The organism is Flavobacterium ginsengisoli, assembly GCF_029625315.1.
In the GTDB taxonomy this organism is placed as follows: Bacteria; Bacteroidota; Bacteroidia; order Flavobacteriales; family Flavobacteriaceae; genus Flavobacterium; species Flavobacterium ginsengisoli.
The window spans coordinates 3,191,182-3,211,688 of the sequence record NZ_CP121110.1 but is presented as its reverse complement, the minus strand read 5'-3'; the positions used below and the strand labels follow the sequence as shown (position 1 = coordinate 3,211,688).

19 protein-coding genes and 4 pseudogenes are annotated in these 20,507 nt (G+C 33.4%); 9 read left to right on the top strand and 14 right to left on the bottom strand.

What is annotated here, in order from left to right; translation table 11 throughout:
* Positions 1–161 precede the first annotated feature (161 nt).
* From P5P87_RS14960 to P5P87_RS14950, 3 genes and pseudogenes are all read left to right on the top strand, one after another.
* Positions 162–1,150 (top strand): annotated as a pseudogene (locus P5P87_RS14960) (aspartate-semialdehyde dehydrogenase).
* Positions 1,151–1,259: 109 nt separating this feature from the next.
* Positions 1,260–1,769, top strand: coding sequence for an SMI1/KNR4 family protein (locus P5P87_RS14955; RefSeq protein WP_278019787.1), 510 nt, complete (start codon positions 1,260–1,262; stop codon positions 1,767–1,769).
* 1 nt (position 1,770) lies between these two features.
* Positions 1,771–2,454: a DUF6058 family natural product biosynthesis protein gene (locus P5P87_RS14950; RefSeq protein ID WP_278019786.1), complete on the top strand. Its 684-nt coding sequence runs from the start codon at positions 1,771–1,773 to the stop codon at positions 2,452–2,454.
* A gap of 40 nt (positions 2,455–2,494) precedes the next feature.
* On the opposite strand, the gene P5P87_RS14945 is transcribed toward P5P87_RS14950, so the two are convergent.
* The 4 genes and pseudogenes from P5P87_RS14945 to P5P87_RS14930 all read right to left on the bottom strand — a co-directional run bounded on the left by P5P87_RS14945 (position 2,495) and on the right by P5P87_RS14930 (position 5,012).
* Entirely contained in the window at positions 2,495–2,812 is a 318-nt protein-coding gene (locus tag P5P87_RS14945; protein ID WP_091490641.1) for a 2Fe-2S iron-sulfur cluster-binding family protein, read from the bottom strand.
* A gap of 55 nt (positions 2,813–2,867) precedes the next feature.
* Complete coding sequence (locus P5P87_RS14940) at positions 2,868–3,347, bottom strand: hypothetical protein (RefSeq protein WP_198854802.1); 480 nt, start codon at positions 3,345–3,347, stop codon at positions 2,868–2,870.
* A gap of 213 nt (positions 3,348–3,560) precedes the next feature.
* On the bottom strand, positions 3,561–3,800 hold the full coding sequence (locus tag P5P87_RS14935; protein ID WP_095929732.1) for a NifU family protein: 240 nt from the start codon (positions 3,798–3,800) through the stop codon (positions 3,561–3,563).
* Between the two features lie 83 nt (positions 3,801–3,883).
* Positions 3,884–5,012 (bottom strand): annotated as a pseudogene (locus P5P87_RS14930) (Mrp/NBP35 family ATP-binding protein).
* A gap of 418 nt (positions 5,013–5,430) precedes the next feature.
* Between P5P87_RS14930 and P5P87_RS14925 the strand changes: the two are divergent.
* Positions 5,431–6,837, top strand: a complete 1,407-nt coding sequence (locus P5P87_RS14925; RefSeq protein WP_278019785.1) for a L,D-transpeptidase family protein — start codon at positions 5,431–5,433, stop codon at positions 6,835–6,837.
* 17 nt (positions 6,838–6,854) lie between these two features.
* Positions 6,855–7,031: a hypothetical protein gene (locus P5P87_RS14920; protein WP_278019784.1), complete on the top strand. Its 177-nt coding sequence runs from the start codon at positions 6,855–6,857 to the stop codon at positions 7,029–7,031.
* 65 nt (positions 7,032–7,096) lie between these two features.
* Here P5P87_RS14920 and P5P87_RS14915 read toward each other — a convergent pair whose 3' ends face one another.
* The 4 genes from P5P87_RS14915 to P5P87_RS14905 form a co-directional block, all read right to left on the bottom strand.
* Positions 7,097–9,526, bottom strand: coding sequence for an ABC transporter permease (locus P5P87_RS14915; protein ID WP_278019783.1), 2,430 nt, complete (start codon positions 9,524–9,526; stop codon positions 7,097–7,099).
* A gap of 132 nt (positions 9,527–9,658) precedes the next feature.
* Positions 9,659–10,366, bottom strand: a complete 708-nt coding sequence (locus P5P87_RS14910) for an ABC transporter ATP-binding protein (protein ID WP_111376033.1) — start codon at positions 10,364–10,366, stop codon at positions 9,659–9,661.
* A gap of 142 nt (positions 10,367–10,508) precedes the next feature.
* On the bottom strand, positions 10,509–10,673 hold the full coding sequence (locus tag P5P87_RS26290) for a hypothetical protein (RefSeq protein WP_479724223.1): 165 nt from the start codon (positions 10,671–10,673) through the stop codon (positions 10,509–10,511).
* Positions 10,609–11,760, bottom strand: a complete 1,152-nt coding sequence (locus P5P87_RS14905; protein WP_278019782.1) for an efflux RND transporter periplasmic adaptor subunit — start codon at positions 11,758–11,760, stop codon at positions 10,609–10,611. Before P5P87_RS14905 ends, P5P87_RS26290 begins: the two co-directional genes overlap by 65 nt.
* 161 nt (positions 11,761–11,921) lie before the next feature.
* Between P5P87_RS14905 and P5P87_RS14900 the strand changes: the two are divergent.
* Positions 11,922–13,275 (top strand): annotated as a pseudogene (locus P5P87_RS14900) (sigma-54-dependent transcriptional regulator).
* 99 nt (positions 13,276–13,374) lie between these two features.
* The gene (locus P5P87_RS14895; RefSeq protein WP_278019781.1) at positions 13,375–14,700 is read left to right on the top strand and encodes a sensor histidine kinase; all 1,326 of its coding nucleotides are present in this window, start codon (positions 13,375–13,377) and stop codon (positions 14,698–14,700) included.
* Positions 14,701–14,806: 106 nt separating this feature from the next.
* On the opposite strand, the gene P5P87_RS14890 is transcribed toward P5P87_RS14895, so the two are convergent.
* From P5P87_RS14890 to P5P87_RS14870, 5 genes and pseudogenes are all read right to left on the bottom strand, one after another.
* A complete protein-coding gene (locus P5P87_RS14890) occupies positions 14,807–15,133 on the bottom strand; it encodes an MGMT family protein (RefSeq protein WP_278019780.1) in 327 nt (108 codons plus the stop codon).
* 136 nt (positions 15,134–15,269) lie between these two features.
* Complete coding sequence (locus P5P87_RS14885; RefSeq protein ID WP_278019779.1) at positions 15,270–15,908, bottom strand: LysE family transporter; 639 nt, start codon at positions 15,906–15,908, stop codon at positions 15,270–15,272.
* A 42-nt stretch (positions 15,909–15,950) separates the two neighbouring features.
* Complete coding sequence (trmB, locus tag P5P87_RS14880) at positions 15,951–16,628, bottom strand: tRNA (guanosine(46)-N7)-methyltransferase TrmB (protein ID WP_095929742.1); 678 nt, start codon at positions 16,626–16,628, stop codon at positions 15,951–15,953.
* A 206-nt stretch (positions 16,629–16,834) separates the two neighbouring features.
* Positions 16,835–18,216 (bottom strand): annotated as a pseudogene (locus tag P5P87_RS14875) (ammonium transporter).
* A gap of 262 nt (positions 18,217–18,478) precedes the next feature.
* Positions 18,479–18,967: a nuclear transport factor 2 family protein gene (locus P5P87_RS14870; RefSeq protein ID WP_278019778.1), complete on the bottom strand. Its 489-nt coding sequence runs from the start codon at positions 18,965–18,967 to the stop codon at positions 18,479–18,481.
* 289 nt (positions 18,968–19,256) lie between these two features.
* Between P5P87_RS14870 and P5P87_RS14865 the strand changes: the two genes are divergently transcribed.
* Positions 19,257–19,520 (top strand): hypothetical protein, encoded by a 264-nt coding sequence (locus tag P5P87_RS14865; RefSeq protein WP_278019777.1) that lies wholly within the window; start codon positions 19,257–19,259, stop codon positions 19,518–19,520.
* Between the two features lie 116 nt (positions 19,521–19,636).
* Positions 19,637–19,912: a hypothetical protein gene (locus P5P87_RS14860; protein WP_278019776.1), complete on the top strand. Its 276-nt coding sequence runs from the start codon at positions 19,637–19,639 to the stop codon at positions 19,910–19,912.
* 76 nt (positions 19,913–19,988) lie between these two features.
* On the opposite strand, the gene P5P87_RS14855 is transcribed toward P5P87_RS14860, so the two are convergent.
* Entirely contained in the window at positions 19,989–20,303 is a 315-nt protein-coding gene (locus P5P87_RS14855) for an HPF/RaiA family ribosome-associated protein (protein ID WP_111286077.1), read from the bottom strand.
* Between the last annotated feature and the right edge of the window lie 204 nt (positions 20,304–20,507).

Below are 20,507 nucleotides of genomic sequence, written 5' to 3'. Positions count from 1 at the left end.
TGTTTCGTTTTTTTTAATTGAGAAAGAGCTTCTAATTAAATAAAACGTTTTGTTTAATTTGTAACATTTTGTTATTTTTTGTGAATCACCTTGTGGAGACTTTTATTATACTTACTTTTGCGTTACAAAATTAGATTAATTGATTATTTAAAAATATAAAAATGAGAATTGCAGTTGTAGGCGCTACTGGAATGGTAGGCGAAGTAATGCTTAAAGTATTAGCAGAAAGAAACTTTCCTGTTACAGAATTAATCCCTGTTGCATCAGAAAGATCAGTAGGAAAAGAAGTTGAATATAAAGGAACCAAATATAAAGTAGTAGGATTACAAACAGCTGTTGATATGAAAGCTGATATCGCTATTTTCTCTGCTGGAGGTGATACTTCATTAGAGTGGGCTCCAAAATTTGCTGCTGCTGGAACAACTGTAATCGACAACTCTTCTGCATGGAGAATGGATCCAACAAAAAAATTAGTAGTTCCAGAAATCAATGCTGATGTTTTAACTAAAGAAGATAAAATTATTGCAAACCCAAACTGTTCTACTATTCAAATGGTATTAGCTTTGGCTCCTTTGCACAAAAAATACAACATCAAAAGAATCATTGTTTCTACTTACCAATCTATCACAGGAACTGGTGTAAAAGCGGTTAAACAATTAGAAAATGAGTATGCTGGAATTCAAGGCGATATGGCTTACAAATATCCTATTCATAGAAATGCAATTCCACATTGCGACAGTTTTGAAGAAAACGGATATACTAAAGAAGAAATGAAGTTAGTTCGTGAAACTCAAAAAATCCTTTCTGACAACACAATCAGAGTTACAGCTACTGCAGTTCGTGTACCAGTTGTAGGCGGACACAGTGAAGCGGTAAATGTTGAGTTTACAAATGATTTTGAGGTAAATGAAGTTCGTGAAATCTTACACAACACTGATGGAGTAGTGGTTCAAGATAATTTAGATACCTTTACTTACCCAATGCCATTATATGCAGAAGGTAAAAATGATGTTTTTGTTGGAAGAATTCGTCGTGACGAAAGCCAGCCAAATACATTAAACATGTGGATTGTTGCTGACAACTTAAGAAAAGGAGCGCAACAAACACAATCCAAATCGCTGAATATTTAATTAAAGCTGGTTTGGTATAATTGAGAGATTAAATAAAATTGTTATAAAGAGAAAACCGTAATTGCAGTAATGTAATTACGGTTTTTTTGTGAGAAATAGTTTTAACTTAGCGGTTAAAATTGAAACGCTATGAATTTCGAGAATTACAAAATAATCCCTAATTACAATACCAATAAAACAGATCTTTTTACAGCCGATGAAGAAGATATATTGGCGTGCGAAAAAACATTAAACATAACTTTTGACGAAGATTACAAAGAATATGTTCAAAATTACGGAAGTGGAATTTTAGGAGGCACTTATGTTAGGGTTTATCTTCCTGAAACGATTGTTTTGACTCTAGAAGAATGGAAAAGCCGTATTACTGAATATTGGTTTTGGGATGAAGGAAAAGAGGTTTTAACAAAAGAGGAAGTATTGAAATCGGTTAGAATTGGAGACACTTTTGATGGAGACGAAATCATTCTTTTAAATAGTCAATATTACATTCTGCCACGATACAGCGAAATGATTTATAAAGCTGGAAATACGTTGGAAGAAACAGTTACCTGGTTGTGTTCGTCTGGAATTTTAACGGAAGCTTTTTCTGAACGAGAATTTGAACCTTTTGATCCATCAGAATTTTTAAAAAGTAAGTAAAATGAGAGATGAAAATCTTGCTTATATCGTAGATAATTATCTGGAGTTTGAAGAAGTCAAAAGACTTACAAGATTAACTGATGATGAATTAAATAAGCTTATTGAAGAAAAGTTAATTCCGTCACCGTCTTATGTAATTAATTCAGAAATAACGATTAGTTCGCCTTTAAATGATCAACATACATTGACGATATCCAAGAGATACTTTGCTAAAAACATTGTGAATCTGATTAAGAAGAACAATAAAGAATCTTATGGAGAATTAAAAAAGGAATTTAAAGAGAACTTGCTTCTGCATTTAAAAAATCATCAAAATAAAGGATTTGCCTATGGAAACGTTTTTGATGAAAATGGAGAAATAGATCCTGAAAAAGCAGAAAATGCGTTAGAGGAAGAATGGAATTATTACTGTAAAGGTGTTTACGGAATCTGTACTTTGAATAATGACGAAAATGCTATTATCGATAAAGAAATCGCTATCAAACGAATTTTGGATTTTATCGCTAAGAAGTCATCATCGCAGACATTAGAAGAAGAAAATTATCTGAAAGAACTGAATGACGAACTGAATAAATCTACCAGTTTATTTGCTCCTTACCAACGAGAGTTGAGCAGTAGAGGCAAATATTTGGATAAACTGCTTAGAGAGTTTTCTTTAGATGATTTAATCAAAAAATATGATTAATAAAAAAACGAGAATCATTAAATTCTCGCTTTTTTTATTTTTAGTATTCTGGTGCCAATTCTAACTCCAATCCTTCTAAATCTTCAGTAATTGGAATCTGACAGCCTAGACGGCTATTAGACTTAACATAAAATGCTTCTGAAAGCATGGCTTCTTCATCGTCACCCATTTCAGGTAATGCAACATCATTAAGAACATAACACTGGCAAGAAGCGCACATGGCCATTCCTCCGCAGGTTCCTTCAACAGGAAGTTCGTATGCTTTGCATAACTCCATTATATTCATTGCCATATCAGTTGGAGCTTGTAATTCGTGTATAACTCCTTCTCGATCTTTAATTTTAATTAATACATCCATTTTAATTATTGGAATTTTGGCAGGATTTGATAACGTGAAAAAATCCTAATTTATATTAGCTAGTAGGTTTAGTACTAAATGCGTATTCTTTTCTGTTATTGTCCTTTAAGCGCATTTTTACGCCAAGAACGTTGTCATTTTTTTCAAGAATGGTAATCACTGCAATTACAGAATAATAATCTCTGTCAGACTGGAAAACCAATGTTCCTTCGTAAGTTGTGTTTAAAACTCCTTGTTTATCAGTTGAAGCCGAAAGTTTTCTCGGATGAGAGAATTCAGCAGAACTGTAGGTCGATTTTATTGTAAATTTTGCTTTTCCTTCTACAAAATCATATAAGAAATCGTAGTTTCCAATTCGTAGTGATCCTGGTTCTTCATTTGGGTTGATTGAAAATACAATCTTACCCGAATATTGAAAATCAGACCATTCTTCAGATTCACTTACCCAAGCCTTGTCAACCACAACATTCTTACTTTGGGCATAATCTACAGAAACAAAAAACAATAATAAAAAAAGAGCGTAATAGTTTTTCATAGTTTTAGATTTAAGGGTTTTGTGACAAATTTAAGTTAAAATTGTAACAATTCCTTAACGGAAACTCTTAAATCTTTATATTGTTTTTTATGAATATAATAAAAAACGTCTTTTTTTTGGTGCTTTTTTGTCATTTTATTAATCAAACAATAAAACACCTATTATTCCTGTTAAACTGTGAAGGTTTTGATTCTGAAAAAAGACACTATTTTGTTACATTACATTTACCACAGTTTCAATTTGCGGAGCATATTTTTTGATAGTTGTTTCAACACCTGCTTTTAGCGTCATTTGATTAACACTACAGCTGATGCAAGCTCCTTCCAAACGAACTTTTACATGTTTGTCGTCTTCAATAGAAATTAATGAAATATCTCCACCGTCAGATTTTAAGAATGGTCTTATCTCATCTAAGGCCAATAAAACATTACTTGTTAATTCTTCTGTTGTCATAATATTAATGTGTCAATTAGAAAATGTGTCAATTAGAAATTCTTTAAAATTATCTAATTTATCTCATTATCTCAATTATCTAATTATTTTTTAACTGCCGAACATCCTGCCATTGTTGTAATCTTGATGGCTTCTGTTGCTGGTAAGCTTTCGTTTCTGTTTACTGTTTCTTGTACAACATTTCTCGTAATTGCTTCAAAAACTTTTTCTATTGGAGAGGCAGTCTGCAATGCAGCTGGACGACCATAATCGCCTGCTTCACGAATAGATTGTACAATTGGAACTTCTCCTAAAAATGGTACGTCTAAATCTTCAGCAAGGTTTTTAGCACCTTCTTGTCCAAAGATATAGTATTTGTTTTCTGGCAATTCTTCTGGTGTAAAGTACGCCATATTTTCAATAATTCCCAAAACAGGAACATTGATATTGTCTTGCATGAACATTGCCACACCTTTTTTAGCATCTGCAAGAGCAACTGCTTGCGGAGTACTTACTACAACAGCTCCGGTAATTGGAAGCGATTGCATGATAGAAAGGTGAATATCTCCAGTTCCAGGAGGTAAGTCAAGAAGCATGAAATCTAATTCTCCCCAATCTGCATCAAAAATCATTTGGTTTAATGCTTTTGCTCGCCATTGGTCCTCTCCAGATTACAGCTTGACTTGGTGCTGTAAAAAATCCGATTGAAAGCATTTTGATTTCATAGCTCTCAATAGGCTTCATTTTTGATTTTCCGTCAACGGTTACAGAAACAGGTTTCTCGTTCTCAACGTCAAACATAATTGGCATAGAAGGTCCGTAAATATCAGCATCTAAAACACCAACTTTAAAGCCCATTTTTGCAAGTGTAACAGCCAAGTTTGCAGTCACGGTAGATTTTCCTACTCCTCCTTTACCAGAAGCAACAGCGATAATATTTTTAATTCCAGGAATTGCGCGACCTTTAATTTCAGGTTTCTCTGGAGTTTCTACTTTAATGTTTACTTTTACTTTAGCATCAGGAGATATTAAATCATGAATTGTTTTTCTAATATCATCTTCTGCTCTTTTTTTGATGTGCATAGCAGGGGTATGCACTACAAGGTCTACAACAGCTTCATCTCCAAATGTTATAACATTGGTTACGGCACCGCTTTCAACCATATTTTTTCCTTCTCCAGCAATAGTGATTGTCTCTAAAGCTTTTAGAATTTCTTTTCTATCTAGTTTCATTGTAATGGGCTATTTTTTTATTCTCTAAAAACAGTCTTATAAGATTATATTTATTTAAACTGATTTCAGGGTGCAAAGATAACAGATTAAGTTCGGAAATTAAGCGTTTTTGAATTGTAATTATTGATATTGAGATTATTCAAAATTATTCAAAAGTATTTTTTATTGAAAATCATAATTAAGAATGATTAGTGTTCTGATGCTTTGAGAAAAGTTTTTCTATTTAAATGAATATTTTTTATGTAAGTTTTCTTTCAATTAAATAAAATTCTCACAAAACTTCGTTATATTTGATAGCCCAAATCGATGATTGCCAGAGATGAAAAAAATATGTGAAAACTAAGGTTTTTTTAGAGTGTTTATTGGGTTTTCGGTATTTTTTTTAAAGTTATTTCCACTAATTTAAAACTTTAAAAATATGCGAAATTTTACTTTTTCTTTAATTATTGTTACAGTCGGTTTTTTTGCATTTTCATTCAATTCATTATCCAACAGTGCCAAAAACAATACTGATTTAACAAATCGAAAAGCTGTTTCGGTCATTACTCTCGATGCCGCTTCAATCAATGCTTTTTTTAAAAAATATCCTAAGCTTAAAAAATATCAGAAAGATGTCGAGGGTATTTACAAAGCCAAAGACTATAAATCTATTTGGTATGATGATAAAAGTATAACCGAATTTGGATCCTTATTGTACCAGAAAGTAAATGTTCTTAAAGATCAAGGTATTGAAGAGAAAATGCCTTACAAAGAGCAAATTGATGAGGCTTTTAATGAAAGTTCTTCAAACAAACCACCACAGCTTGATACCGAATTACTGCTTACAAGCATGTATGTATTTTATGCAAGTAATGTATATTCTGGGGTAGATCCTGCGACTTTGAAAAAAATAGGATGGTACTTGCCTGCAAAATCTATTTCGTATACTCACATTCTAGATTCATTAATGGTAGATTCAGATCGATTGAATGAAGATGATAATCTGTTATTCAGCCAATATTACAAATTGAAAGATGCACTTAAAAAATACCGTAAAATAGAAACCGATAATCTTTGGAAGAAAATTACAATTGATAGTCTCAATTTTAAAGACTTAAGACCAGACGATACAGCTATTGCTATAAAACAAATTAGAAATCGCTTATTTGTAGTTGGAGATTTAAAACAAGATTCTGGAAGTGATATTTATGATGAAGAATTGATGGCGGGAGTTTTAAATTATAAAAAAAGATATAATCTAAAAATAAATTATGCCCTAACAAGAGATATTATCAATCAGATGAATGAGCCGATTAGTAAAAGAATCAGGACCATTATGTTGAATATGGAAAGATGCAGATGGATTCCGACCAAATTGGCAAAAGCTGAAGAATATGTCATGGTAAATATCCCGTCATTCAGATTATTCTATGTTAAGGACGGAAAATACGATCTTGTTTCGGATATTTTTGTTGGTAACAGGCTTAGTGAGACTGTAATTTTTAGCGGTAATATGGATCGGATTGTTTTTAGTCCTTATTGGTATGTGCCAACGAGTATTATTCAAAATGAATTAAAACTCCAGATGGCAAGTGATAAAAACTATCTGGCAGAACATAATATGGAATGGAATGGAGGGAAAGTGCGACAAAAACCAGGACCAAAGAATTCTCTAGGATTAGTAAAATTTATGTTTCCAAATCCGAACGATATTTACATGCACGACACGCCTGCAAAAAGTTTGTTCGAATTTGAAAAACGTACTTTCAGTCACGGTTGTATAAATGTGAAAGAAGCCAAACAGCTTGCATTGCATATTTTAAAAGACGATCCAGACTGGCGGTAGATAAAATTGAAAGTGCTATGAGCGGAGAAAAAGAAACAACTTGTATGCTTAAACGCAAAATTCCGGTTTACATAGGATATTTTACGTGTTGGGTTCAGGATAACGGAGAAGTCAATTTTTTCCCAGATGTATACGATCGAGACCAAAGTCTAGACAAACTGATCTATAACGATGCTGTAACGATGAAAGATTAAAAATAGAAGCCCGGCGGATTTAAAAAAAAATCTGTCGGGCTTCTTTAAAAAAATGGTCTACAAGCTTATTCGTATTTTAAATACTTTAATATATCGATCTTGGTTACCTGAAATGCTTTTGTTAAAACAATAAATAAGGTTAAGAACAAAAGAGAAATCAAGGCAATTATGAAAGGAATAGTCGATATTCCAATTCTAAAAGCGAAATCTTCCAGCCATTTCTGTAATAATATATAAGCAGGAACAATCCCGATTACAAATCCTATAAAACAGTAAACAATATATTGTTTCGACAATTCTTTTAGGAGAATATCTGTTTCAGCTCCTAATGTTTTTCGAATGGCGATTTCTTTCAATCTTCTCTCCATCGAAAATGATGCCAAAGCAAACAATCCAAATATAGCAATTACGATTACGACCAAATTTAGGATGAAAAAGAGGTTTTTTTGCTTGACTTGCTCTTCATAAGTTTTCGCAAATCCTTTGTTAACAAATTCGTAATCAAATGGATAGTCTGGGTTTACGTTTTTCTCCCAATATAATTTCAATTTTTCTAACGTTTCTGTTAAATTATTTGGAGAAACCTTTACAAGCACTCTATTGAAATTATTCCATTTTAACGTTTTTAAACTAATAAAAACCATTGGCGGAACCTTATTCTGCAAATCGATTAAATTAAAGTCTTTTACAACTCCAACAACTCTAAACTTTAAGTTATCATCGCTGCCAATACTCCAGCCCGATGTTATCATAGTGTTTACTGGATTCTTAAGATTTAGTTCTTTAGCAAGAGTTTCGTTTATAAGCATGCCACTTACCGTGTCTGATGCAAATTGAGGAGATAAATCGCGTCCTTCGGCGATTTTGATTTTCATCATTTCAAGAAATCCAAAATCCATTTCGATGTTTTTGGGCTGTACAAAAATTCCATTATGCTTAAATCCTGAACTTGATCCAGCATTACCTCCAAAAGTGCCGGCAAATGTAGTAACATCTACAACTCCTGGGATTTTTTTAATTTCTTGTTTCTGTGCTAAATATTTATCTGTTCTGCTTAACCGCTCTTTTGTATTGTACGTAATAGATAGTACTTGGTCACCGTTGAAGCCTAGATCTTTATTCATCATGTAATCAACCTGCGAATTGACAATCAATGCTCCAATGATAAAGAAAGTCGCAATTCCGAACTGAAAAATAAGCATTGAGTTTCGAATCCAGATGCCACTTTTACTTCTTGAGAAATTACCTTTTAAAACCTTTAATGTTTCAAAATTTGAGATATAAACAGCAGGGAAAATACCCGCAAGAACAATTACTAATCCAAATATAAAAATAAGTCGCAGGTAAAATTCGCCGCCATTCATAGTCAAAGTCTTTCTCAAGAAAGTATTGTAATAAGGTAATGAAAGCTCAACAATAGCAAGTGCAAAAACAATAGCAAGCATTACTATTATAGAAGTTTCAAAAATAAACTGAGCAACAATCTGTTTTTTGGTTGCGCCAACAATCTTGCGAACACCAACTTCTTTGGCGCGTTTAATGGCCGATGCAGTTGCTAGATTGATATAGTTTACCATCGATAAAAATAATATTAGAACAGATAAACCGCCCATAATATAAAGCAATTTTAAATTGCCTTGTCCTTCGGGAAAATTTTGTCCTCCTGAACTTTTTGTGCCATACAAACGAGAGGTTTTCAATTGATCAAGCATCACTTCGACCTGTCCGTTTTCTTTTAGATATTGTTCTACAGTCTGTCCGCTGGCTTTTGCATCTTTTACTGTTCTGTTGATAAAAATTACATTTTGCATTTTCTTTATAAGAGCAGAAGGATTGGTTCCTTTTTTAGCTTTGACCATTAAAGCATAATTAAAATTTCCCCATTGATCTTTATCACCGTCACGTTTAACCCCGTTAAAAATATAATTTGGTTCGATAGAAGAAGGTTTAGTCACACGATAAACCGCTTTTACGATGTAATCGCCATTTCCATACGTAATTGATTTGCCAATTGGATCATCGTTTTTGAAAAGCAATTTTGCCTGATCTTCAGATACAGCAGCGCTATTTTTTTCTTTTAAAATGTTCTCTTTGCTTCCTTTTATAATTTCAAAAGGGAAAAAATCAAAAAAGTTTTCGTCTGTACGAATAACTTTTTTATCTAATATTTTTAGATTTTGAAATTTAACAACGCCATCTTCGTACCAATTGTATAGAAAGCAAACTTTGTCAATTTCGGGAATTGTAGCTTTACAGGTTTCTCCAAACGGGATAGAACTAGTTGCCCAAATATCTCCCGAGCCAATTTTGTTTAGAACAAGATAAGCGTTCTCTTTTTCAGGATTCCATTGATCGTATGCATTTTCATTGTTCCAATATAAAATTGCAAAAATAACAGAAGCAATTCCGATACTTAATCCCAGAACATTTAAAAACGAAAACAGTTTGCTTTGTTTTAAATGATATATAAATATTTTAAACCAGTTAAAAATCATTTTGAGGTATATTTTTATAGTTGATATGGTTGTTTTTGGCAAACCTTTCGGTTTTAAATCATAGTAAATATTTTGCACACCAGTTCTACCAAAACTACAAGTGCAGTAACAATAATTTTAATCATCACTTTATTATTTAGCGTCCATAAAAACATCAACATTACGTTGATTTAACTTTTCAGAAAATATAACTCCGTCTTTCATGTGAATGGTTCTTTGCGAAAAAGAAGCATCATAATCAGAGTGGGTAACCATCAAAATAGTAGCGCCTTTAGCATGTAAATCGGTTAAAAGTTCCATCACTTCATTACCGTTTTTACTGTCTAAGTTTCCTGTTGGCTCATCCGCCAAAATAATTTTAGGATCATTTACTAAAGCTCTTGCAACGGCAACTCTCTGCTGTTGACCTCCAGAAAGCTGTTGTGGGAAATGTTTCAAACGGTGGGAAATGTTTAGCTTTTCTGCAATCGCTTCAATTTTCTGTTTTCTTTCAGAAGCTTTTACATTGTTGTAAAGCAATGGCAATTCGATATTATCGTAAACAGAAAGCTCATCGATAAGGTTGAAATTCTGAAAAATAAAACCAATGTTTTCTTTGCGTACTTGTGCTCTTCCTTTCTCTTTTAGACCAATCATTTCCTGATCTAATAATTTGTAGCTTCCGCCATCTGCACTGTCCAAAAGTCCAATTATATTTAACAAAGTCGATTTTCCACAGCCCGAAGGCCCCATGATAGTTAAAAAATCTCCTTTTTTTATTTCTACGTTGATACCGCTCAAAGCAGCAGTTTCTATTTCTTCTGTTCTAAAAACTTTGGTTAAATTCTGAATTGTGATCATAATTTTTAAGGTTTTGAAATGTTATTAAATACGTTTTTTGATTGATGATTGATTTTTTATAATTGTGAATTGTGAATTGTGAATTGTGAATTGTAAATTGTAAATTGTAAATTGTGAACTGTGACTGAAAAACCGCGACTCTCTACTGCGACTGCGACTCAAGAGAAAGCTCTTCGATATCTTTATAATCGGTGTAAGAAGAAGTAACTACAGATTCGCCTTCTTTTAAACCTTCTAAGACTTCATAATATGAAGGATTTTCGCGTCCTAATTTGATATTTCTTCTTACCGCTTTGTTTCCGTTTATAACAAAAATCCATTTTCCTGCGACTTTCTTGGTTAAACGCTCCTCTCGGAATTACCAAAGTTCTATTCTTTTCAGACAAAATCAGTTTTACGCCAAAACTAAGTCCGTCCTGCAGGACAATATTTTCTTTGCTTACAAAAGCAAGTTCTACAGTAAATCTTCCACCTTTAACCTCAGGAATTACTTTGGTCACGACAACTTCAAGATTCTTGCCTTTAAATTCTACTTGCCCTTTTAAGCCTTCTCTAAGTTTTTCCAGATAAAATTCATCTACTTCGGCAATAAGTTTGTATCCTTTGTTAGAATCGATTCTTCCAATGCTTGCGCCTGCTTGAAAAGTTTTTCCTAAAACCGGTTCAAAAGAAGTTAATCGTCCTGTTTCTGGAGCTGTAATTAAGAAGTTCTTTTTGTTGTTTCTCAGAATATCCAAACTCTTTTCCATAGTCTGGATTGAACGGTTTATTTGAGAAATCTGAACCTGATTGCTTTGTTTTTCTTTTTGAATACTTTGCTGAATTGTTCTTTTGCGTTCTTCCTGAAAACGTAGACTTTCTTTAAAAGTATTCCAGTCATTTTTAGAAATTACATCTTTCTCATACAGCTTTGCATTCATGTCATATAATCTCTTCGCATCGTTATAATCATGTTCAATCAAAACCAAATCTTTGTTTAAGTTTAGTTCTTGATTTCTAATGTTTAATTTCCCAGTATTCAAATTGTTGATTTGCTCAATAATAGCCGTTTCTTGAGTAAGATAATTCAATTCTGTGTTCGGATTGTACAAACGAGCCAGCGATTGTCCTTTGGTAACCATTGCGCCATTTTCTACAAAGATTTCTTTTACAGAACCTCCCTCGGTAACATTCACAAGCATAACATTCAAAGGTTCTACTTTTGCTTGAAAAACTACAAAATCTTCAAAAAAGGCTTTTTCTGCTTTTTGAATTACCAGTTCGTCGGCTTTTACATTTAAAGTTCTTTTGGTATTAAATGCGAAAACACTAATGGTTAGCAAAACTAAAAAAACAGCAATTGCTATTGCGAGATATCTAAATTTTTTACTTTTACGAGGAATTATCGTGTCCATTTTTTTAAATTATTTTACTGATAATCAATAGGTAAATACTGTGCCATAAAATTTATTATTTGTAAAGTGTTGAATTTAAAGGAGCTTTAGAAAACACTTCAAAAAAGTAGTGTCCGATAATGAACAGTTGACCGTTCGGAAGCGGACAGAAAAAAGACCAAATGAGAAAAAAACTAGCCCAAATATTAGTTGTCGACGATCAAGAAGAAATTCTTTTTTCTGCAAAAATGATTCTTAAAAAACATTTCGAGACGATTTTTACAACTAATAGCCCCAAAAAAATCATTTCAATTTTAAGCGAAAATGATATTAACGTGGTTTTGTTAGATATGAATTATCGAATTGGTTTTGAAGACGGACGAGAAGGCATTCATTGGTTAAAAGAAATTAAAACGCTTTCTCCGCAGACAGTCGTTATTTTAATGACCGCTTTTGGTAAAATTGAAACTGCTGTAGAAGGTATAAAAATTGGCGCTTTTGATTATGTGCTAAAGCCGTGGAATAACGAAAAACTGCTGGAAGTTATTGATAAAGCGGTTAATGAAAGCAGAAAAAACAGCAAAAAAACAACTACAGAAAAAGCAGAGAAGACCGAAAAGAAATATTTTGTCGGAACTTCAGCCAAAATAAAACAGGCTTATTCTATAGCAGAAAAAGTAGCACGAACAGATGCAAATGTTTTGATTTTGGGAGAAAACGGAACAGGAAAGTATGTTTTTGCCGAATATATTCATCAGCATTCAGAAAGAAAAAATCAGCCTTTTGTACATGTAGATTTAGGTTCACTAAGCGACAATCTGTTTGAAAGCGAACTTTTTGGTTACGCCAAAGGTGCTTTTACCGATGCTAAAATTGATACTCCAGGACGTTTCGAAAATGCATCGAACGGAACAATTTTTTTAGATGAAATTGGGAATATCCCGCTTCATCTTCAAGCTAAATTATTACATGTTTTACAGACTAAAACCGTAACACGTTTAGGAGAAAGCAAACCACGACCGTTGAATGTTCGTGTTATTGCGAGCAACCAACAGCGATATAAAAGCTGAGGTAAAAAATAAAACCTTCCGTGAAGATTTGCTGTACCGAATTAATACCATGGAAATCAATCTTCCGTCTTTACGCGAAAGAAAAGACGATATTGTGCCAATGGCAAATTTCATTCTAGAACAGATTGCAGAAAAATACAATCAGGAAAATTGGTGTTTTGAAGATAATGTTGCATCTTATCTGGAAAAATATCCGTGGAAAGGAAATGTGCGTGAAATGGAAAACAAAATAGAACGCGCTTTGATTTTAGCTGAAAACAATACCATTTCTGTAATGGATCTGGATATTTTGGACTTTGAAGAAATTCAGGAGAATGATGAAAATCCGTTATCAGAAATGGAGAAAGGCGCAATCGAAAAAGCACTTTTCAAGCACAACGGAAACATCAGTAAAACTGCCGAAGAATTAGGTTTGTCTCGTGCTGCTTTGTACAGAAGAATAGAGAAATACGATTTGAAGAATTAGAACGAATAATAATTTTGCCACAGATTAAAAGGATTTTCACAGATTTAAAATAAAAAATCCTTTTTAATCATTTTAATCTGTGGCAAAAAATAATAATAAATGAAAAACTGGAAATTTTATAATGCGTTGTTTGTTAGAGTCCTATTTGTAATGGTGCTCTTCCTTGCCAGTGCATTATTATTCTATAAAGGATTTCAATACAACGCTTTATTGGTTGGTGTTTTTGTTTTGATTTTCCTATTCGAAATGTATTTTTTTGTCAAAAACCAATTACTGTTTTATGACAAAACGATAAACTCTATTCTGCATGACGACTTTTCTGCCCATTTTCCAGAAGAACATAAAAAGGACAACTTCAATAGTCTGTATCATTTGTATGATACTTTAAAGGTTCAGAAACAAGAGCAGATTTCCAAAGAATTAATCTACCGTTCGATTTTGAATAGTATCGATACCGCCGTTTTAATCTTAGAAAAAGAAAATGAGGATTGGTCCATTTTTATAATGAATGACTGTTTTTCTAAGCTTTTTAAAGTGCCAAAAGTAAGTCATTGGAAATACCTGAAAAACTATATTCCGAGTTTGTGTGGCGAAATTGAAAAGGTTGGTTTTACCGAATTAAAAACCGCCATTTCAATCAAAATTGAAGATCAGGATTTGCAGACATTTATGTTGCAGACTTCGTATACGCAAACCTACGATAAAGAGTATTTTATCATTTTGCTCGACAGTATCCAGCGCGTTATCGAGAAAAAAGAAAAAGAAGCATGGATTAATTTGATGAAGATTATTTCGCATGAATTAATGAATTCTTTAACGCCTATCCGCGCGCTTTCGCAGAATTTGCTTCATATTGTAGATCAGGAAGAGTTGGAAGAAGATGATTTTGAAGACATTAAAAGCAGTATTTCGACAATCATAAATAGAAGTGATCATTTGCAGTTTTTTGTGGAGAATTACCGAAAACTGGCAATGTTGCCAACGCCGAACAAACAAATGACGCCAATCAATGCCTTGTTTGAAGATTGCCTTCGAATTATGAGTCCGATTTTGAAAGAAGAAGGAATAGAATTGGTGAACGAAATACACAGTTCGCGTTCTATTATGATTGATAAAAATCAGATGGAGCAGGTAATTATCAATTTGATTACCAATAGTATTCATGCATTAAAAGAAAAAACAGAAAAGAAATTAATAATTTCCAGTTATACAGAAAATAATCGCTTTTTCATTGTGATTTCAGACAACGGAAAAGGAGTAGACGCAGAAATTAGAGATAAAGTTTTCTTGCCATTTTTCACCACTAGAAAAGATGGAGCGGGAATTGGTTTGACGCTTTCTAAAAACATTATAGAAGCTCATGGAGGTTATTTAAGTTATCAAACGGACGAAGATAAAACGAGTTTTGTGATTTGCTTGATTTAAAAATAATGAGGTGAAACTACCTTTGTCACCCTGAGCGAAGTCGAAGGGCTTATTACTTGATTGGGCTTCGACTCCGCTCAGCCTGACAGATGAGATATGATTGTTTTTAAATTTCAACTTCTGGTTTCCAGAAATGTTTCTCAAAATCTACAATCTGATTGTTGACTACTTTAATGCCTTCGTTTTCTAAAAGTTGTCGCATTAAATTAGTTCCGTCAAAGTGATGTTTTCCTGTTAGTAGCCCTTTTTGGTTTACGACTCTATGTGCAGGAACATCATCCATATTATGGCAAGCGTTCATTGCCCAACCGACCATTCGTGCAGAACGTGCTGTGCCCAATGCTTTTGCAATAGCGCCATAAGAAGTAACTTTTCCAAACGGAATTTGTCTGGCGATTACATAAACTCTTTCAAAAAAATTATCTTCTGCCATGGTTTTGTCTTTTTTTTGCCACAGATTAAAAGGATTAAATTGATTATTTGCAAAAAATCGTAAAAATCTGCGTGAAAAATATTTAGCCACAAAGTAAAAAAAATCATTTTAATCTGTGAAATCTGTGGCTATAAAATTATCCGAAGTAGTAATTTAGGATATTAAAAAGTGTTGCAACAGCGACTAATCCAGTAATGGTTCCGATAATGGTATTCATGTTACGCATGAAATAATCGGTTTTCTTTTCTATTCTTCCGAAAAAAGCGATATAACTGTATAAAATTCCAAAAGCGCCAAGAACAGAACCTAATACGAATGTTAGTATAATTGGGTTTTGAAATGTAAAAAGATTGTATGAAGCCAATGTAACACTTACGACAACATAATACGGAATCGGAAAGAAGTTTAATCCAGAAAGCGACATTCCGAGAAAGAAACTACTTTTTTTACTACTCTTCTTTATTTTGGTTTTTTTCTTTGCTATTGGATCTTTCGCAAAAAATAAAAAGTAAATAGTTAAGATTGAAAAAATAACAAAACCAACTTCACGCAATAAGGTTACAACATCTGGGCGATTGTCTATAACACGTGCAAATAATACTGCGACATAAGCCTGAAAGAAAATAACGATAACAGCGCCGATTACAAATGACAATGCATTCTTTTTTCCCTCTTTCATTTTTATTTTGGCCGCTGTCATGTTGAGCAATCCTGGCGGAATTGTCCCAATGGCTGCTGCGATAAAACCTGAAAGTAAAGGAGTAAGGTAGGTCATTTAGTTATTAAAATCGGTTAGATAAAGGTTTCAAAATTAAAGTTAGTCTTTAATTTTGAAACGAATATACGTAATTGCCTTATTAATTTCTAAATATTGTTTTTCGTAAAAAGTCTGGATAGAAGTCACAACTTCTGGGCTTCCTTCGTTTTTATATACGTTATGATTTGCGTATAAAACTTCGTGACCTTCACCGTGAAGCAATCCAAGAGTATAACCGTGCATAAATTCGCTATCGGTTTTAAGATTTACAACACCATCTTTTTTCAAGATTTTTTTGTACAATTTCAAGAACTCAGAATTCGTCATTCTGTGTTTTGTTCTCTTGTATTTGATCTGTGGATCTGGGAAAGTAATCCAGATTTCGTCAACTTCGCCTTCAGCAAAAATATGATTGATCAATTCGATTTGTGTACGTACGAAAGCAACATTATGAAGACCGTCTTCAACAGCAGTTTTAGCACCACGCCAGAAACGAGCACCTTTAATATCAATTCCGATAAAATTTTTGTTTGGGTATTTCTCTGCTAATCCAACAGAATATTCTCCCTTTCCGCATCCTAACTCTAAAACTAATGGATTATCATTTTTAAAGAAATCAGAATTCCATTTCCCTTTTAAAGGCATTAAATCGCCTACAACTTCTTCTCTGGTTGGTTGAAAAACGTTTTGAAATGTTTCGTTCTCTCTGAATCTTTTTAGTTTATTTTTACTTCCCACTTTTACAAAAATTTTCGGCAAAATTAAGGAATATAAACGAATGAAAATAGCGTAATTAGGTTTAAAAAGTTTTCTGCTAAGAATTCATGTGAAGTATATTTTGTTTTTTGCCACGAATTACACGAATTTGCACGAATCAATTTAACTGCAATGCAGAAAAAAAATTAGTGAAAATTCGTGTAATTCGTGGCTGAAAAAAATATTTTTTAACCGTAATGTGGTTCAGTAATTGGTTGTGCTTTTGGGTCAAGAGATTCATCGTGTTGTGATAAATCCAATCCGATGTGTTCTGATTCTTCCGAAACTCTTAACGGAATAATGAAATTGGTTACTTTAAACAAGAAATAAGCTCCAAAGAAAGTAAAGATTGAAACTAGAACCAACGCCATCATGTGATGTCCGAAAACATTCCATCCGCCGTGTAGTAAACTTGCATCTTCGCCGTGAGCGAAAATAGCAGTTAAGATCATTCCCATAATTCCGCCGACACCGTGACAAGCAAAAACGTCAAGTGTATCATCGAATTTTTTAGAATATTTACAATTTACAGCTGTGTTAGAAACCAACGCTGTAATGAAACCGAAAAACATACTTTCTGGTACAGAAACAAATCCTGCAGCAGGCGTAATGGCAACAAGACCAACTACAGCCCCAATACAAGCGCCAAGGGCAGAAACTTTTCTTCCGTTCATTCTATCAAAGAAAATCCAAGTTAACATGGCTGCAGCAGACGAAGTTGTAGTGGTTGCAAAAGCCATCGCAGCAGTTCCGTTGGCAGCAAGAGCAGATCCAGCGTTGAATCCGAACCAGCCAAACCAAAGCATTCCTGTTCCTAATAATACAAATGGAATATTGGTTGGAATATGCTGGCTGTTTTTTCTTTTCCTAAAACAATAACTCCAGCCAAAGCGACAAAGCCTGAACTCATATGTACTACAGTTCCTCCTGCAAAATCTTTAACACCGAAATAACTTCCTAAAATACCCGTCGGGTACCAAACGGCATGACATAAAGGAGCGTATATAAAAATGGTAAATAAACTAATGAAAACTAAATAAGAGATAAAACGAACGCGTTCTGCAAATGAACCTGTGATAATTGCAGGACAAATGATGGCAAATTTCATCTGAAACAAAGCAAAAAGCATAAACGGAATCGTACTGGCCAATTGTTTATGAGGCAGAACGCCAACATAATCCATAAAAGCAAAAGTAGTCGGATTGCCGAAAAAGCTATAAAAATGATCTCCAGAACCAAAACCAACCGGTTCGCCAAATGCCAAGCTAAATGCCACAACAACCCATAAAAGCGTAACGACACCCAAACAGATAAAACTTTGAAGCATGGTCGAAATCACGTTTTTCTTTCCAACCATTCCGCCATAAAAGAAAGATAATCCTGGTGTCATAATTAAAACTAGACAGCTCGAAGTAAGCATCCAGGCAACATCGGCAGGAACAATGTGATCTGTAGTTCCAAATTCTGATAAAACATAATTATTTTCTGTAACTGTTGGCCAAAATGCCCCTATCGTACATACGACGCTTATCATGATAAAGGAGATAATCCAGCGTTTTTCTATTTTCATTTTTAAAATACTTTGTTTAACCCTATTTTTTTGGGGTCAAAGTTAGAAAAAAATAAAGATTCTTGTTTTTAAGGCTGTTAAAATAGAGGTATGGGTTTTATTTTGATGAATTTTGTAAAATACCGCTCGTTTTTTTGACAGTATCTTATTCTAAAGTTACAAAAAAGCACTGTTTTTGCCGAATTAATTAAAAATAATCTGCTAACAGTGCTTCTAAAGTGCTCAAAAAGTTACGTTTATAATAAGAAAACCGTAAAATGTTTTATTTTTTCTGAAGTTTTGCAATCAAAGCGTCTTCAATTGGCGCTTTTATTTTGGTTACGGCATCAACTTCGTCATTTGGAACAGTCATCGATAGAACATAATGTTGAATTTTCCATTCGTTCCCCACTTTGATTAAAACTCCAGAACCGCGACAGATTTTCATTTGCGTATCTAATAATTCATCAAACCAAGCTATTTTTCCTGATTTATCAAAAAAGATATGACGTTCTAATGCTTTAAAATTCCAAGTCGTTCCTTTATCGAAAAATGGTTTTGCCCAGACAGCAAATTCTTTTTTGGTCCAATTTTCGGTTGCATCCGTTCCGATGTAAATTGCATCATCTGCCAATGTATTAAAGTAAGCATCAAATTTTACTTCGGCAGCTGCTTTATGCCAAGCATCTAATGTGTTATTGATTTTGATTTTGTCTGTTTGTGCATTTGTAAAAGAGGCAACAAATAAAAGAAGTAAAAGTATTTTTTTCATGAGATATGTTATTTGAGTTTAAAGGTATAATTTTTTTTGAACCATATAAGTGATATAAGGAAATGGAAGTTTTTATAATTCTGGTTTCACGCAGATTTTAAAAGATTCGAGAAGATAAACACAGATTAATTTCTAAAAAAAAATCTGCTTAAATCTGCCAAATCTGCGTGAAACAAAAAAGTCATTGCAATAGCAATCCTAAAGTAAAGCTTAAATTATCTTACATTACTTATATGGTGTAATATCTCAAAAACCACTATATTTGATTTTCAATAAAAATACCCCAGTCATGAAGGCAAAAATACTTCTAAGCTCAATAGCTGTTACTTCTTTACTTTTTGTTTCTTGTAAAAAGGAATTAGAACCGCAAGAAAGTACAGCAACCTCAGAATTAGTAAGATTAGGACTTGCAAAAGATACAACAAAACCTGCTGCGCCAGTAGCACAAACTCCTGCAACAAACCCAAATACGGTTTTAAGTGATACAAAAGGAATTAATCCTGCTCACGGACAGCCGGGCACCGCTGCGATATTGCAGTTGGAGCACCTTTAAATTCTGCACCACCACAACAAGGACAGGTTACAGCACAAGCAGGACAAACTGTACAGGTAAGTCAGCCTCAAGTTGTAACTACCACTACGACAACACCAGTTAAAGTAGCAAAAGGAATGAATCCGCCTCATGGACAGCCAGGGCATAGATGTGATATTCCGGTAGGATCACCATTAAATTCGCCTGTTGCAAAAAATACAGCATCGTCAACTACAGCACAAACAGGAACAGTTACACAAAACTTTACTGTAAGCCCTCAGCCAAATGCAGTTCCAGCATTGTTGAGTACAGATGGTGGAGAAGCTACAGTAGCAGAAGGAATGAATCCGCCGCACGGAAAACCAGGGCATCGTTGCGATGTTGCAGTTGGAGCTCCTTTACCGAAAGAATAATAAGATTCTCAGAATAATATAAAACAAAAAAGACGTTTCAGCTGAAACGTCTTTTTTTTATAGAAAGGAACACAGATTAATGTGCTTTTATTTTTTCGAAAGTAGAAGTCAATGTTTTTTTAGCTTTGGCCAATGCACCGCTAAAGGCTTTTTCTAGAGTGTCTGCGTGTTCTGTAACCGTAATAGGCTGTAGTTTTACAGGACGAACTTCAATCACACACTTTTTGTCATGCAAGCTGAATTTTTCTCCATTTTCATCTCCAAAATGAATTTCTACGCGAGTAATTTTATCTTGAAAACGGTCTAAGCTTTTTTCTACTTCTCCAGAAAAATAACTTTCTAATCTTGCACTTCCTTCAATGTTTTTGTCGGTGTTGATTTGTACTTTCATAACAAATAAAATTTAATGATTCATTCTCAAACTTATCGATTTTAAAGATAAAAGACAAGTAGGTTAAGGAAATATTATGAAATTTTAAATTGATTTATTTTTCAATTTTGTAATTTCGATTTGGAGAAAATATACTTAGAGTATTTTATTTTTAAAATAAAGAAAAAACTTACAATTTATTTTGTTTTTTTATATATTTGGAGT

Bases quoted from the DNA above. Each gene is read 5' to 3' on its own strand.
- P5P87_RS14955 (WP_278019787.1), top strand. From the start codon at position 1,260: ATGAATTTCGAGAATTACAAAATAATCCCTAATTACAATACCAATAAA.
- P5P87_RS14950 (WP_278019786.1), top strand. From the start codon at position 1,771: ATGAGAGATGAAAATCTTGCTTATATCGTAGATAATTATCTGGAGTTT.
- P5P87_RS14945 (WP_091490641.1), bottom strand. From the start codon at position 2,812: ATGGATGTATTAATTAAAATTAAAGATCGAGAAGGAGTTATACACGAA.
- P5P87_RS14940 (WP_198854802.1), bottom strand. From the start codon at position 3,347: ATGAAAAACTATTACGCTCTTTTTTTATTATTGTTTTTTGTTTCTGTA.
- P5P87_RS14935 (WP_095929732.1), bottom strand. From the start codon at position 3,800: ATGACAACAGAAGAATTAACAAGTAATGTTTTATTGGCCTTAGATGAG.
- P5P87_RS14925 (WP_278019785.1), top strand. From the start codon at position 5,431: ATGCGAAATTTTACTTTTTCTTTAATTATTGTTACAGTCGGTTTTTTT.
- P5P87_RS14920 (WP_278019784.1), top strand. From the start codon at position 6,855: ATGAGCGGAGAAAAAGAAACAACTTGTATGCTTAAACGCAAAATTCCG.
- P5P87_RS14915 (WP_278019783.1), bottom strand. From the start codon at position 9,526: ATGATTTTTAACTGGTTTAAAATATTTATATATCATTTAAAACAAAGC.
- P5P87_RS14910 (WP_111376033.1), bottom strand. From the start codon at position 10,366: ATGATCACAATTCAGAATTTAACCAAAGTTTTTAGAACAGAAGAAATA.
- P5P87_RS14905 (WP_278019782.1), bottom strand. From the start codon at position 11,760: ATGGACACGATAATTCCTCGTAAAAGTAAAAAATTTAGATATCTCGCA.
- P5P87_RS14895 (WP_278019781.1), top strand. From the start codon at position 13,375: ATGAAAAACTGGAAATTTTATAATGCGTTGTTTGTTAGAGTCCTATTT.
- P5P87_RS14890 (WP_278019780.1), bottom strand. From the start codon at position 15,133: ATGGCAGAAGATAATTTTTTTGAAAGAGTTTATGTAATCGCCAGACAA.
- P5P87_RS14885 (WP_278019779.1), bottom strand. From the start codon at position 15,908: ATGACCTACCTTACTCCTTTACTTTCAGGTTTTATCGCAGCAGCCATT.
- P5P87_RS14870 (WP_278019778.1), bottom strand. From the start codon at position 18,967: ATGAAAAAAATACTTTTACTTCTTTTATTTGTTGCCTCTTTTACAAAT.
- P5P87_RS14865 (WP_278019777.1), top strand. From the start codon at position 19,257: ATGAAGGCAAAAATACTTCTAAGCTCAATAGCTGTTACTTCTTTACTT.
- P5P87_RS14860 (WP_278019776.1), top strand. From the start codon at position 19,637: ATGAATCCGCCTCATGGACAGCCAGGGCATAGATGTGATATTCCGGTA.
- P5P87_RS14855 (WP_111286077.1), bottom strand. From the start codon at position 20,303: ATGAAAGTACAAATCAACACCGACAAAAACATTGAAGGAAGTGCAAGA.